13 protein-coding genes are annotated in these 14,808 nt (G+C 37.3%); 6 read left to right on the top strand and 7 right to left on the bottom strand.

Annotated features, from left to right (window positions below; genetic code table 11):
• Positions 1–7: 7 nt before the first annotated feature.
• The 3 genes from ACO1B7_RS15825 to ACO1B7_RS15815 form a co-directional block, all read right to left on the bottom strand.
• Entirely contained in the window at positions 8–580 is a 573-nt protein-coding gene (locus ACO1B7_RS15825; RefSeq protein ID WP_046127922.1) for a hypothetical protein, read from the bottom strand.
• Between the two features lie 114 nt (positions 581–694).
• Positions 695–1,540 (bottom strand): hypothetical protein, encoded by an 846-nt coding sequence (locus ACO1B7_RS15820; RefSeq protein WP_120364886.1) that lies wholly within the window; start codon positions 1,538–1,540, stop codon positions 695–697.
• A 118-nt stretch (positions 1,541–1,658) separates the two neighbouring features.
• Positions 1,659–3,575, bottom strand: coding sequence for a hypothetical protein (locus ACO1B7_RS15815; protein ID WP_227555096.1), 1,917 nt, complete (start codon positions 3,573–3,575; stop codon positions 1,659–1,661).
• Positions 3,576–3,686: 111 nt separating this feature from the next.
• On the opposite strand from ACO1B7_RS15815, the gene ACO1B7_RS15810 reads away from it, so the two are divergent.
• On the top strand, positions 3,687–4,724 hold the full coding sequence (locus ACO1B7_RS15810) for a hypothetical protein (protein ID WP_038350020.1): 1,038 nt from the start codon (positions 3,687–3,689) through the stop codon (positions 4,722–4,724).
• A gap of 263 nt (positions 4,725–4,987) precedes the next feature.
• On the opposite strand, the gene ACO1B7_RS15805 is transcribed toward ACO1B7_RS15810, so the two are convergent.
• The gene (locus tag ACO1B7_RS15805; RefSeq protein WP_148728180.1) at positions 4,988–5,677 is read right to left on the bottom strand and encodes a hypothetical protein; all 690 of its coding nucleotides are present in this window, start codon (positions 5,675–5,677) and stop codon (positions 4,988–4,990) included.
• Between the two features lie 218 nt (positions 5,678–5,895).
• On the opposite strand from ACO1B7_RS15805, the gene ACO1B7_RS15800 reads away from it, so the two are divergent.
• The 4 genes from ACO1B7_RS15800 (at position 5,896) to ACO1B7_RS15785 (ending at position 9,569) form a co-directional block, all read left to right on the top strand.
• Positions 5,896–6,414 carry a DUF2726 domain-containing protein gene (locus ACO1B7_RS15800; RefSeq protein ID WP_125274761.1) on the top strand — a complete coding sequence of 173 codons (519 nt, stop codon included), beginning with the start codon at positions 5,896–5,898 and terminating at the stop codon, positions 6,412–6,414.
• 111 nt (positions 6,415–6,525) lie between these two features.
• The gene (locus ACO1B7_RS15795; protein WP_038350047.1) at positions 6,526–6,987 is read left to right on the top strand and encodes an H-NS histone family protein; all 462 of its coding nucleotides are present in this window, start codon (positions 6,526–6,528) and stop codon (positions 6,985–6,987) included.
• A gap of 242 nt (positions 6,988–7,229) precedes the next feature.
• Positions 7,230–7,559 (top strand): hypothetical protein, encoded by a 330-nt coding sequence (locus ACO1B7_RS15790; RefSeq protein ID WP_005006208.1) that lies wholly within the window; start codon positions 7,230–7,232, stop codon positions 7,557–7,559.
• A 201-nt stretch (positions 7,560–7,760) separates the two neighbouring features.
• Positions 7,761–9,569 (top strand): zinc ribbon domain-containing protein, encoded by a 1,809-nt coding sequence (locus tag ACO1B7_RS15785; protein WP_148728179.1) that lies wholly within the window; start codon positions 7,761–7,763, stop codon positions 9,567–9,569.
• 79 nt (positions 9,570–9,648) lie between these two features.
• On the opposite strand, the gene ACO1B7_RS15780 is transcribed toward ACO1B7_RS15785, so the two are convergent.
• From ACO1B7_RS15780 to ACO1B7_RS15770, 3 genes are all read right to left on the bottom strand, one after another.
• Complete coding sequence (locus tag ACO1B7_RS15780) at positions 9,649–9,882, bottom strand: hypothetical protein (protein ID WP_005028471.1); 234 nt, start codon at positions 9,880–9,882, stop codon at positions 9,649–9,651.
• A gap of 195 nt (positions 9,883–10,077) precedes the next feature.
• Complete coding sequence (locus tag ACO1B7_RS15775) at positions 10,078–11,076, bottom strand: hypothetical protein (RefSeq protein ID WP_148728178.1); 999 nt, start codon at positions 11,074–11,076, stop codon at positions 10,078–10,080.
• Between the two features lie 16 nt (positions 11,077–11,092).
• Positions 11,093–13,756: a type IA DNA topoisomerase gene (locus ACO1B7_RS15770; RefSeq protein ID WP_148728177.1), complete on the bottom strand. Its 2,664-nt coding sequence runs from the start codon at positions 13,754–13,756 to the stop codon at positions 11,093–11,095.
• A gap of 355 nt (positions 13,757–14,111) precedes the next feature.
• Between ACO1B7_RS15770 and ACO1B7_RS15765 the strand changes: the two genes are divergently transcribed.
• Complete coding sequence (locus ACO1B7_RS15765) at positions 14,112–14,633, top strand: hypothetical protein (RefSeq protein WP_005028478.1); 522 nt, start codon at positions 14,112–14,114, stop codon at positions 14,631–14,633.
• Positions 14,634–14,808 lie beyond the last annotated feature (175 nt).

Here is a 14,808-nt window from a genome sequence, read left to right as displayed (position 1 = left end):
TGAATACCTAAAGCTCTTGAATAGTTTTCTCTAGCTGAACCTGTTTGTCAGCTCCACTTAATTTTATGACAATCTGCACAATATCCATATATTCTTTTACTGAGATTTTGCCATCTGCTTTCGCAGCATCCACGGTCTTACGTAAAAATGGATTGTCTGCATATTTTTGGAATAAAGGGAACGCTTTAAGGTCATTCAGCGCATCAGCATTAATTGAGTCATTTGAATGTTTAATGATGCAATTTTTCACCTGGTTTTCAGGTGTTTTGATGTAGGTCACTTCGGGCATGAATGGCTTGATTTTTGTCACCAATTCCACCTCATTAGAAGTTAAGCAACTATATACAATTTGCGATACTGGCTCTTTTGGACCACTAACACTCCACCCTTTCGTCACTAGAAAAAACGGTATTTTTGAATAAGGATACTTAAACGTATCATCAACAAGCTTATTAAATTGATGTGCAGTTGATAGGTAGCGATCGGAAGAAAAAACATCGATATGCGACATATCATTCGGCACTTCTGAGCATCCCCCGACCATGATTACAGTGGCAATTGATAGGAGAGCTTTTTTCATAGTTTTAACCTTAATTTGATTAGTGGGAAAAGCAACTTATAACTTTTGCTTAGGCTACGGTTAATAATTGTACCAAAACATAAAAATAGCGGTCGAGATAGACCGCTTAATGCATTAGAAATTGAATTTTTCAGTGTTGTACGCATAGATTTTATTAATATCAATGCGTTTACCTTGCATGGTTGTTATTGCAGTTGGTTGGAATTTAATTGCAAGATCTTTAATTTCAACGTCTTTCCATTCTGGCATGGAAGACGGTATATCAATAGTGCGGCGCTCTTTGGTACGGGTAGCTGGTATCCAGTGGTTTAACTTAACCATTGAGTCACCTAACAATGTACCTGTTTTGCGATCAACAATGCGTAAGTTTCCTTCCACCGAACGTATTTTTAAACCAGAATAGTTATCAATTCCATAAGTAAATGTGTTTTGGTTTTTACCGTAAAAACGTACTGTAAATTGATCGCGCATATAATAATCGTAATGTGCTTTTAATACCTGAAGCATAGTTTCACGATCTACAACATTTTCGACAATATCTTTGTCAGTACGTAAGGACTGCAGTTTATTAAGTGCTGGTTCAACATTCAATTGTTCGTCTGATACGTTTGGATTAACTAAAGGGTTACGTTGAGGGTAGAAAATATCGTTTAAGTAAGCTGTGTGCTGAACTAATAAATACATCGCTCGTTGTCGAGTATTCATCTGTTGATAAAGGTGAGCTGTCGCTTTGTATCGTTGATTTGAATTGTTCTCAAAATAGCTATCAGACAGTTTATATTCGCTGATTTCAGGTGTAAGGCCACCAGCAACAACATTAAAGTTTTTAGATGGCGTTAAAAGCCCCACGTAAGCTTCTTTAAAGTTTGGATTTGGGGTTGGTACATCATCATAAGCAAAAGCAGTATGTGCTATTACAGTACCAAGGATACCCACCATCGCAGTTTTTAATAGTTTCATTCAGTATTCTCTGTATAACTTTAAAAGGGTTTTATGTTTGAAAGTATAATACTTTATTTTTGTGCATTTAAAAAACCACTATTTAAACTTAAAGTAAAAATAATAATATTCCTTAAACCTATTTAACGCCATTCGTTAAACTATCGCTTAATCTCATTAGTCTTTTAAAGGTCAGGTAGTTTTTTGGTAGTAGTTTAGAATTAAGCGTTAAATTTGAGCATTGATCTAAGTCAATTTGGGCATTTTGATCGATAGGAAAGAGTTGTCCTTGATATGCAAAACCAGTCGAATTTTTAGCGATCGACTCAATCAAAAATACACCGTATTTATCTTGTTCCGTGGCCACTGTACTTAAACCACCTAAGGATGTAATCAGGTTTTTAAAATATCCTGGTATTGCGTTCTTAGTGCGTAAGAATTCTATTTGATTTTCAAATGCTTCAGGTGTGAGACATAACATAAAAGCATTTTTCTTTTCTTCTGGCGTTTCAAATACCTTGCCATTGGTCCACGACAGGATATTCGGCTTGAATACATGCAGTACTTCAACCGATTTAAGAAGATCCGCTACATTTGTTTTATGTTGTTCATCGGCTTCAGGCACAAACTGATTTTTGGTATATACCGCAGTACAAAACCACTCATAATCAATTAACTGATTATCGGCATCTAATGGTTCATACAGCAAATACACGGCGCTATCACGCTTAATGGCCAACAGTGGTGATACTGCATATTGTTCTGCAAACTGAGTGATTGCATCCAAGAGCTCACTTGATATGTTGAGTTTTTTGGCATTGAATTCATCGCAAATTAACAGTAATTCTTGAGTGAGTGTTGGTACCACGTTTAACGGCGAACCAGTCTTGTTCAGCATCTCGTTAATAGCATTCTCAATTGCCCCTTTTGTTAGGCTATTGATGAACTGCAGCTGCTCTAATGAGATCCCTTCATGATCCAAAGCCTGTATGACCAGATCAAAAGCATGACGAATTTTCTTCTCAAAATGGTTTGCGTACGATAATCCCCAAGCGTCAGAAAAAAACGAGACTGTTTGTTCTGTATAGCTGGTATTCATTAAGGTTTTGGCAAGTTGCGCGTTACCGATTAAGTCACTTTCATCTTCTAATTTTTTACGCAAGTACTTCTCAATACCTTGTTTGCGAACGTACTGGATCTTCTTCAGGTTTTGACTTGATAGCCAAGTCTTATATTGCGATACAGCATATTGAATGTTCATATCGGCATATGCAGTAATACGGCAAGGTATACCATCAAAGAACGTTGGTAGAAGCACCTGTAAGAGCTCTAAATCACAAAGAGAAGCATAGATAACGCCGTCAGCCACTTCAAGGTCTGTAATCTTCACTGAGAATGAGTGAATACCGACTCGAACCAGTATTAATTTATCGGTATTTATTAGCACCGCATCATAAGAACTTTCACTGGTGATATTGTTTGCTTTAACCCATTTTTCCCAATGGTTAACGATATGGCCAGAAAGCGCTTCACGAGTATCGAAAGGTTGATCTAGATCTGCAGTTGCACTTATGAACGTATCTAAGCTAAACGCATATCGTAAAGGCTTTAGCTCGATATATGTCTCAATCGCTGTTGTATGTTGCTGAATACCATTAGTAATGCTTTGGAGCTTCAGTGCATAGTTCAAAGCCTCAAGCTGGAGCACTTCATCATCACCGATCTGCTGAAACACCGATGTAGCATATGAAAAATTAGTTTGTTCGCCGTGAATATAACGTCTTTCTTGCCCAATCTGCAGATACAGATTTTTGGCATCAGATTGGACTAAATCTAGGTAATTTTGTGGCTGAAGATCCTGAGCAAGTTGCGTAAAAGGTATTTTAATTTTTGATACTTTAGGTGCTTTTTTGAAACCTTCAATTGATGTCGGGAATTCAATAACATCTAAAATAAAATCTAGGTTTAAAGGTTTAACATCTATGATCAAATGGTTTTTATAAAAACGTCCAATCAGGTTATTAAAAAAACAAACTTGGGTTTTATGGTTTAGCATAAATATACCTTTATGAATCTTAAAGATCATCTTATAATAGTGGTATAAGTTTTAATACTATTTATCATGTGGTATTTTTAAACAAAGATAAAACTTTTAGTGAGTTGTTTCATGACAGAATCAGTTGTACCAAATAATAGCGCTTCAGAGAACGCACAAATACCAGGTACGATCGGAACATCAGCCGTTGCAGAACACAAGGGCGATAGTTTTAACGGCACAAGCATCATCACGATTGGTCGAGTTGACTTAAGTAGTTCTATTGAGCCTCTATTTGTACCAGTCTCAACATTGTGGTCCATCACACCGGGTAATTATCCTTTAAGCGCAGAAAATATTAAAAACTGCACGGCAGTACGATTTGAGGGTGAAGAACTACTTACCCAAAACTTCGCATTAGGCTCAATTGTGGTTTATAAAATCAATGGTGTTTTAGGGAACCATGTAATTGTGGTCAGTGAGGATCGAGACGGCGGTAACGATAACCGTGCGATTTACTGCAATAGCTTCAATACAACATGTAATATCTTATCTCAGTACGGTATTGCCTTCGCTGAGCTATATCGCCGCAAAGTATTAGAGCTTGATCAAGTCCTCTATACCAACCTCAATAGATCCCTTTTACAAACTCTCTATGTAGAAAATGAAACTGACGTTATTGATTTAGAGTGGAATACAAAGCACCACCCTACTCTATACGTTCATGCGTCAAACTTAGTTGCATCTGAAGAGCACGGTTTTGTGAAATATGATGGTCGTATGGCTGGTATTGGTACCTTTTCTACAAAATGTCTAACTGCAGACCGTAACGGCAACTTAATTAAACCAGAGCTAGCCTTCCTCAATAACATTATTGAAATTAATGTTACTGAAAAAGATGCGTTAGAGTTCTTGAATTGCTCTATTACGAATAACCGCTTCTTTTCGCGTATGGTTGATCAACTCAAAAGTGCTGGTCGTAAAGAATATGACTTCATCACGAACAACATTGATTTCTTCGCCGTACATGTGAAGCTTAACCTTGAAGAAGATCGTCCTAAAATTACGCGAATGGTTTTAGCACCAGATTTACCAATTCTGGAAAACTATTTGTATAAGCAATACGATCCAACCTACCTTGGTGAAGCCGTTGACGACTTAATTCAGTAATACAGATCTAAAAAAGCTAAAAGCCTACAATGTAGGCTTTTTTAATGCAAAAAGGAAAAGGCTTAATAATTACGGAATCCCAACCTGAATAACATCTATCTAAAAGTCAAAGAACGTAGGTCGGCAATTTTAATTTGAAACTTTCCTTTATGATTGGATAAAACACCAGAACCACAAACAGTAATTTTTTTCCCTACATAACCTGATATTTGAAATGACTTTCCTTTTCAGCTACTCGAAAATATTCCTTACTTGTTTAGTGATTAAGGCGCTTTAAAATTCAATTGGATTTTATAAGTGTTCAAGACATCTGCTATAACAGTACCTTCAGGGATCTCAATCTTATCCCCTACTTTGTATGTGTTCACAAATTGCCAAAACACCGCTTTTTCTTGTGGATCTAAACGAGAAAGGATGTATAGATAAGCAGATTCAAGCTGTTGTTGGCTTGCATAGCTATCTACTGATCCTACTGGCGTAGTTGCGAAGTTATAGTTCAATTCATCAAGAAGAGCTTCATATACAGTCGTACTTGCATACTTGCTGTATTTACCCTTGTTTTCAGGAACCGTATAGCCGTGGTTGTAATTGATCATACGAGCAACGTAACTGGCCAATAGTTCCGAGTTTTTAGGGTTTTGCTGTAAATAGTCTTCCAGCTTGGATTTATCAGCTTCGTGCGCCGTTAAAACCACTTCCCCGTTATTAATAACATTCAAGTTAAGTTTAATGCTCTTAATTTTACGAGGCGGTTGTTCAAATTCCGCACCATTAAAGCGATGTTTAACATTGATATAATATTGTTCAATTGCATTCGCTTTAACTAAGGGAATTGGTGAAGATGATACAATTGGAGTTTGTGAGACTTTAACGGTTGTGTTGTTGGCATAGAGGTGTGCTGATAGCGAGATTGTACCAATCAGTAAAGCTAAAGTACGTTTATTAAATACCATTTTAAACTTTTCCAGTGAAATAGTCGGTGTTATTTGTGAGAACCAGTTTTACTTTTAAAACTGCTTCTAAGCTGTCTTTACAAGATTATACTATTTTTAACATTGCATCACTAATAGTCCTTAAACATTTTTAGTTAATTCGTATCAATCACCGTTAAAACTATCTAATATGTTTAAGAAGTTTAAGCACCCTTTAAAATTTGTTGTGTATTAGGTTTATGGAAACGATTTTAAATTCCTTTTTGTTAAAGTCTATAATTTATTCATTATTGTTTTATATAGTGTATAAGTTCGTTTTTGCTTTATGTGGCGTATTTCGCAAACCTAAAACTAAAGCCAAAAAGAATTCAAAAAAAGGCTATCGTAAGCCTCAAAAGAATCAGGAGCTTGTATCTAAAAAAGTCCTTACAAAAGACGAGATTACAATGCTTGATGCACTAGAACAGGTCATTCCATCACGCAACATTTTGGTGCAAGTAAGCATGAGTGCTTTTATGACCACGCAAAACATAAGTACCCGAAATCAGTTTTCTAGGCTTTACGTGGACTATTTGATTGTTGATGAAGACTACAATCCTATATTATCTATTGAGCTTGATGGGCATTATCATAAATATACCCAGGATAAAGATAAAAGGCGTGACGAGCTTTTGAAGAGTGCTGGCATTCCTGTCATTAGGTTTAAGGAAATTCCAGACATAAAAGTTATAAGAAAAACCATTTCAAGGTATATTTAGGTATAAATACGATTAACTCTAATTGATTTTAATAATGTAAATGTGTAAAAATGGTTTTGTCGTAAGAGATATTTTGAATTAATTTTCAAATATATTTCTAAAGGTTTAATCATGAACAACTTAACTCGCAATACTGGAACTAATGACATGTTAAATGTATCAAAACCAGAAAATGTTGCTCAAATGTCACCTGTTGAACTTCAGAATTATATTGAAGAACTTCAACAACAACTAGTCGTTAAAGAAAATAAAGCTTTTCACGATGCTGTTAGTGCCATTAATGCAATCATTTCAGAAAAAATTACTGCCGATGGTGTTGTGGACATCCATACACTTAGTGAATATCTAAAAAACAACCACATTGATACCACAAAAGTTGAGCCTGTAAGACGTCAAAAACGTAAGCTTACGCATGAATGGGTTCACCGTGAAAACAACAGCTTACGTTGGGCTGGTCGCGGTCAAGTAATTAAATGGTTACGTGAAGAAATGATTGAAAAGGGTTTAGATCCTTCAGATAAAGAAGCTGTACGTAGTTATTGCGAACAAAATCTAGACCTTAAAGAGATTTAATCTTTAAAACTAGTGAAACCACCGTAAAAGGTGGTTTTTTTTTGCCATTATATAGTGTCGTTAAGCGATACCCTATTCTATTAGCTTTCAGCCGATAACAAGAAAATTTGCAATTGGTATATACTTAAACCGTTTTTATAAAGGTCACGTTATACAACGGACTAGTTTTAGTTAAATTTTGGTATATACATTATAAGTATATGTGACTATACCTTTGCTTATGTTTCGCTGGAGGCGATTAAATGTCATTCAAAACTCTATTATTAACTGGCTTATTATCTGTAGGTTTGGTTTTAGTTGGTTGTAGTAAAAAAGAAGAATCAACATCTCAATCAAAACCTATTCAACCAGATGAACAAATTGACAAAGTAGATCCATCTGCAGACCTACAAGCAGCGCGTGAAGCTTATGTCGATAATGAAAAACCTTCAAAAGTTGAGGGCCACGATTTTGATGCACATCAAAAAACTGCAGAACAAAATCCACCAAAAGAGGACGAGCAAAATGATATGTCTTCTATGCTGAACGCTGCAGCTGCAGATGCTCAAAAACAAGCAGATCAAAACAAATAACAGCACATAAGCTTGGTACATCTTTAAAGGGGATTCGTTATCCCCTTTTTTAATGCGCCTTTAAAATACTTTTTAAATTCCCTTATTAAAACTTAACTAAAACAGTGATTCATTTTAACTAAAAAAACTTTATACCCCACGACTTAGTTATAATTAACCAGTTAAAACGTAATTAGATAAATGCGTTAAGGAGTATTAAAAATGGCATATGAATATAACTCGCAAGATAAGCGGTTTGAATTCCCTAATCCCTACCGAATAGAAAACATTTTTAAAGTGATCGGTGCCATCGTTTTTATGCTGGCTGGCCTAAGCTTAATTTTCAGTGCAAAAGGTCTATTCAGTAACGGTGTATTTGTTGCACTACCACCGCTTATAGTTGGTCTAGCAATGTTCAGTTATGGCGCTCTACTGCTGACCACAGGCTTATCAAACCTAAAGTTCTACTTTGGTCGTGATCAACCAGCCGGACTTGCACAGGAGTTATCCATTCAAGAAACTGGTGCTTATCCTGGTGCAACCGATATTAAAGAGATCCTACGCCAAAGCGCTTTGATTTATGAAGAACCAAAAGGCTCAGTGAACGGGATTCTATATTCACTGTTCCCTAATCTTATTTTTTCGCCATTATTCATCCGTAACGCTGCAGAAGCTCAATTTCAAAATGCGATTGTTTTTCTGATTACCTTAGTGAGTGCTCTAATCGCGTATGTGGGTGCATCACCCAATACAGGTGCTTGGCTTGGGATTGTTTACAACGCCATTATTTTGATTGTTTTATTGCGTCCTATGGCTAATCCGAACTCAGGTGCACAAGAAATTGGTTTATCTAAAGTCATTGGTTTGGTTTTAGTCGCCATTCTTGGACCTGTATTGGTTCCTATCCTTACCCAACATGCAGTTGCACCTATTTGGTTGCCAAGCATGGATAAAGCAATTTTTACGTTAATTGCAGCGCTGATTGCGATTGCGATATTCTTCTTGGCCGTGATTGCTCAAATGGTAAAACAGCCACCACAAGCCAGTGCTGGAGTCGTTCAGGATAGTTTGAGTATGAATTGCCAACCAATGCAATTGTTTGATGAACTTGAACGCCATCTACAAAAGAATTGGGAAAGTGCTATTCCTAACAGAATCTATTCACGCCAGTTGCCAGTTATCAACTCTCGCAGTAAAAACGGTGCTTTTGAGGGTGAGATCTTAGAAGAAACTCAACCAGTGCCAATCAATACCCTTCGTGATATGACATTGAGCTCATGCTTCAAAGAAGAAAAGTATCGCTGGTTAGCCATCCTCAATAGTTTTGGATTGTTAAGTTTTATTGCTTCAGTCGTATTAATGACTATTTTTGCCAAAGGTCTATATAACGGAAGCTATCTGGATTTTAGCGACTTCACTTATGGTTTCTTTGGTGTATCGATGTGGATCTTAGGGAAGTTTTGTTTTGAGCACGGTAATTACCTATGGAGCCGTTTTGACTTTGTATCAAAACTAATATGGGTTGAGGCTAAAGGTAGCTATCAATTGTCTCAAATGAACTTTGGCCGTTACCTTGACGACAGCGTGAAATCACAAAAAGAAGTCATCAATGTTGAAACCATGACGTTACGTGTCTGGTACGCTGAAATTAGCACAACGACCTTCGGTAAATATCAAAACCGTGCGATCTTGAGCATGACTGCTTGTACTGATGATGCTGTTGTACTGAAAGAGCATTTAGCCGACTTTGCCAAAAGCCAAAGCATTGTGGTTGCCCCAACGTCTGAAGTAGATATTAACCGCATGTCATCTATGAACCAGATGAATAGCGCAATCAATAAAAACTCACCAAGAACACATGGTACACATCTTGGATTGATGAATAACCCTGAAACACACAGTCAGGATCTATCAGATCAAGTACCAGTGATCATCAAACCGAAAAAGAATATGTTTTGTGTGAAATGTGGTGAACCACTTCAGGACAATATGCTGTTTTGCCCTCAGTGTGGTACCAAAATAGAAAGTTAATCGTTAAAGAAAATAAAGGAATGGATTACGAATGTGGTCCATTTTTTTTGACATCAAAAAAATAATTAGAGTTCTAAAATTAAGAGTTTAATTGAGCGTTGACATATTCTTCGACAGAAAATCCCTTTACGCCAGTTTCTATAAGTGCATGCACAAAGTCTGAGAACGTCACTGGAATGTACCCTACTTTGAATAGTGCCTCATTCAACTCTTTGTACTTCAGAAAAACTTCTTCTTTATGTTTTTTCTTCAGCTTAAACGTGGACGGCAAATCTGCCACTTGCAGATCTTGAATTTTGGTTGGGTTGTTCATAGCGTACCCGGTTGCTTAAAAGTTGCGAATTTAAACTATTGTAATGTGAAAATTAAAAAATGCAGAATAAATCTGCATTTTATTGTTTCATTTTTTTAAGATCTATTTGATAAACAGATGCTTAAATTAGTATTCTCAACCAAAAGCCAATTAATAGCGGATTAACCAAAATCAATCCGTTTCTTATTAGTATGTTTAATGTGTTGCTACTGGCGTACCAAATGCATCAGGATGTTGTGGTTGTTCACCACCACTTTGTTGAGCTTGACCAGGTTGACCAGCTGGAGCAGTTGTCTTACGTGCAGCTAAGTCCTTCATGATGTCTTGACAAGACATGCCCCCTGTTTCGTATAAGTTGTACGCAACAGGATCTTTTTTAGGATCTGGCGGTACACACTCCAATTCAGGTTCACTAGCAGTTGCAGAATCGGCATTCATTTTGTCCAGTTCGGTAGTAATCAATGTCAGATCGATGTCACTTGGCGTAATTGGACGACTGCTGATCTGCAAGCGATAAGTCATAGACGGCGTTAGTAGCGCATATAGTTCGCGGATCTGATTGGCCATAAGCGCAGGATTTTTCATTACGATTTTTTGGCATAAGAAAAGGTGCACGTTGTTCGCGCTACAAACACTTCCTTTACGCTGACTTGTTTGTGGGTTTTGGGCATCCACTTTCAAGGGGTAGACTTCAATGTAAACTTCATACGGCGTATCTGGCTGAAATTGGAAGTTCTGCAAACTAGAAACGACAGTTGAATACGGTTCTGACGTATCTTGTGCATGACAGAATACTTGTGGTGCGTTACAGTCAAAGTTACGACTAATACGGTCGATAATTTTATTGCGCTGAGCAGCCAATTTCATACTTTCTTCTTTTACTCGTCTTGCAACTTCACTCTGCAGTCGAGCTTCAAGTTCAACATCGCTTTGTTGTGGACGTTCAACTTCGATGTTTTGATTGCCAAAAATAACCACAGCAAATAACAAAAAGAAAAGAACACCACCGCCAATCAAGATTAGCTTTTTATGCTTAGCAAAAAAGTTTTCATCAATGTTTACTTTTTTGCCCTTCTTTGCTGTCTTGGCTGGCTGTTCAGGCTCACTTACATGTTCATCATCGGGTTGGATTTTGATCGCTTCTTCAGCTTCCTTCCCGATGTTGTCCATATCATCTGGTTCGTGATTACTCATTTATTCACCTATTCAATTATTTACTTGATTTAGCTTTTGTAGAGGTCGATTTAGACTTGGCTTTCTTTTTGCCACGTTGAACTGGCTCACCGTTGTTGTCGTATCCACTTGCACCACAGCTAAAGCAATCCCATTTATACTTACGTTCACCACGTAAATTAAATGCAGACTGAATCATGGTCTGGCCACACTCAAAACACTTGGCTTCGTTGCCAGTGCGAGATTTTGTAAGTTGGGTATCTGGTGATCCATCTGGCAATATGTCGAAATAACGTTTACATGATGCAGCTTCACAACTGTATCGCTCTTCGTAAACACCAGGTTCTTTGCGGTACTTGGTATGTACAAGAGGCTTTTTACAGATACATGGATACTCTGTTTTGGTCACTTGGAATCTTGGCTCGTAGTTAGGACTACCATCAGGGAACACCTCTAATGGACCCGACTTACATTTTTTGCCTTTCAGGTTTGGATTGGATTTTTCACAAGAAAAGAAGTGATACGGCTTACCTGAAGAAGTTGAAATACCTTTTAACTCACGCAACCAACCGCCACACCCTTCAAGCTGACATTTGTATGTATGGTTACGGCGATATTCGTCAAAATCAGGAACCAAGTTACCGCTTTCGTCATTTGTAGAACGGTATGTTTCTTTACAGGTGCCATCTACGAACGCACGTTGAGAGCACTCAAAAAATACAGATTTATCAGTTGTAACCTGAGTCAGTGATTTGCCACATAAACATAAATGAGCAGTTGGCTCACGTACAGTTGGCTTACCCGGTTCATCTTTACCATCAACATTTCTGTTTGGCGCTGAACTTTTGCATGAATTACATGACCAGTAGACCGATGTTGTTTTGTCGCGATTGGTACCGATTTTCGGCAACATGCGTCCGTCATCACAGTTATTACATTTGTAGATAGGGAATGAATCAAGCCAATGTTTTGAGAACTGTCCTAATTCACTTTCAATCCCTAAATGGAACTTTTGGAGTTCTTGTTTGTAATCGGCATCACCAGTAGCGATTAGATCCAGTGTTTCTTCAATTTCTTTGGTGTAAAGCGGATCTGCAAAACTAAACTTACCTCTAATGTTTTGAATCAAGGTCAATCCATGCGGTGTAACTTCAATTTTCTTTTTAACAAGCTTGATATAGCCGTGCTTGATTAAACGTTCAAAGATTGATTGATAAGTACTAGGACGACCAATTCCTTTTTTCTCAAGTAATTTGACCAATGATGGTACGGTGTAGCGTGAACGTGGTTTGGTTTTGGTCGCGATAACTTTACCAGCAATAACATTGTGGTTTTGACCGACCTCAATATCCATAGGTAGCGTATGTTCAGGTTCTTTTTCTGAATCTTCTTCACCGTCCACGTATTCAAGTGCATTTTCATCAATACTGTAGGTCTTTAATAAACCCAACCAACCATCTTCCTTTAAGATACGGCTAGAAGCTTTGAATTCAGCATCTTTAGTAATGCTTTCACCATCTACATTGAGCGTGACATCTTTATAGACACCTACAACGGATTTAACTTCGTATTCAGCTGGAGCCATTTGCGATGCAACAGTACGCAACCAGATTAGACGGTATAGATCCTTTTGAACTTTGTCCTCACCAGCTTCAAAGGTAAAGAAGTCACTAGGACGAATACATTCATGTGCTTCTTGAGCACCATCGCGAGATTTGGCTTTATTGCCGATAATCGCAATGCCCTCTCTCTCACCAAAAGCTTCTAGAGCTTGCATGCCCTCAGGCGAAATTACGGCAGCATCAGTACGATGGTAAGTGATATAACCACCTTCATATAACTTTTGCGCTGCATCCATAGTTTGTTTTAGATCCAAACCAAGACGCGCTGCAGCTGCAGCTTGCAGATCAACAGTAATAAACGGCGCTGGAGCACTACGGAAAGATGGCTTAGTTTCAACACTGGTAATGGTTAAGTCTTTTTTATCAATTTCGCTTTGTAGACGGGTAATTGAAGCTTTATCTAACCACTGGTTATTGTGCACATCCTTCATTTCAGGATTAAGCCACTTAGAAAAATCCCATTTCGCAGCCCAACCTTGTTTTAGAGTTACTTCAAGGTTGTAATGTTCATGTGATTTGAAGTTTTTCAGTAGATCTTCTAAATCACCAAGCACAACGAGTACGGCAGATTGAACACGGCCAACAGGAAATTTGCCTTTTAAAATATTTGAAATTGGCTCATACAAGTAAAAACCGATCATACGGTCAAGGAAACGGCGTGTTTCTTGAGATGCCACCATACCTTGATCCAGCTCTTCACCATTTTGAAGTGCATTAGCGATCGTAGTTTTATCAATAGCGTTATATTTGACGCGAATATACTGATCGTCAGATAAGTTCAGGATACGTTTTAAGTGATATGCAATGGCTTCACCTTCACGGTCCAAGTCAGTTGCGAGGAAAACCGTATCTGCATTTTTAGCAGCCTGTCTTAATTCTTGAACAACGCGTGTTTTATTTTGAGATATTTCGTATTTAGGAACAAAGGCTGGATATGAGAAACCGATCTCATGATTAGGTAAATCACATACATGGCCAACTGAAGCGCGTACAACGAATTCGTGCGGATACAGGTCATCCAAGATATGTTGAATTTTTTCGACCTTTCCGGGTGACTCTACTATGAACAAACTACTCATTAAAATTCATCCAATTTTTAACTTTCTTTAGTAATAATTACTGAAGTTAATCTAGTAATGGTTTAAGTATATACAATTTTAAAATGTTTAAATAGGTTTAAGGGTTGATAAACAAACACTTTTAAGGGCTTATTTCTTAATCTTTAGTTGGATGAACATTTCAAGTGGTTAAATTACTTCCTGTTTTCAATAATCTACGCGAAAAAAGACAACAATATTTATCTAAAATTATGGGAAAAAATGGCTTAATTGTTTGAAAATGCACTGTTTAACCGTCACAAATTAAAATTCCAAAAATATTATTTAACGAATTAATGTTGTACTATAAAGGTATCGTTTGTTTTAAGCTAAAACCATGATTAAAAAACTTATAGTTTTAAGCACCTCATTGTTAATCATCGGGTGTTCGTCTACGCCACAAGAGAAACGCTTAGATCAATACCTTGAAGATACGAAAACTGATGCAAAGGAACGTAGTATTGACTGGTATTACAAACATGATTACGAGCGTAGTAATGTTTTAAATATTTGTTATTCCATTTATATAGATTCTGCTAAGAAAGCTGGTTATTACAGCGATGATGTTAGTGATGGCCGAGAAAAGTATTTAGACGATAGCGTACAAAAAGAAATGTACGCCTCAAATGACGAATGCAATAAGGCATATAAGGCTCAGGATATTCTAGATAACTTTGTTGCAAGCAATAGCCTTCCACAAGAGTCTTATGAAGACAAGTTAGATCCACAACAAGAACCAAATTCAACACCAGAAGTATCACCTGAAGTACCAGAAGTGTCACCTGAAGCACCAGCAAATGAACCAGTCGCCACAAAACCACCAACACTGGAGGAATTAACCAATGCGAATCCGCAATAATGCGCTCATATGCCCAGGCCAATTTTTGATTCGATCTGCATTCTTTTTGCCCTAGCCATTTTACCTATAATAATTATTGGTATTGGCATACAGCTCAAAGAGAATTACGAGCGTAAGAAGCTCACTCAAAGCTATATGGATCAGCACTAAAGAAATGCAATAGGCAATAAAAAAG

This window comes from Acinetobacter lwoffii, from assembly GCF_049367455.1.
Lineage (GTDB): Bacteria > Pseudomonadota > Gammaproteobacteria > Pseudomonadales > Moraxellaceae > Acinetobacter > Acinetobacter lwoffii_W.
Note: the sequence above shows the minus strand (reverse complement) of the source record. Positions and strands in the feature narration are given on the sequence as shown.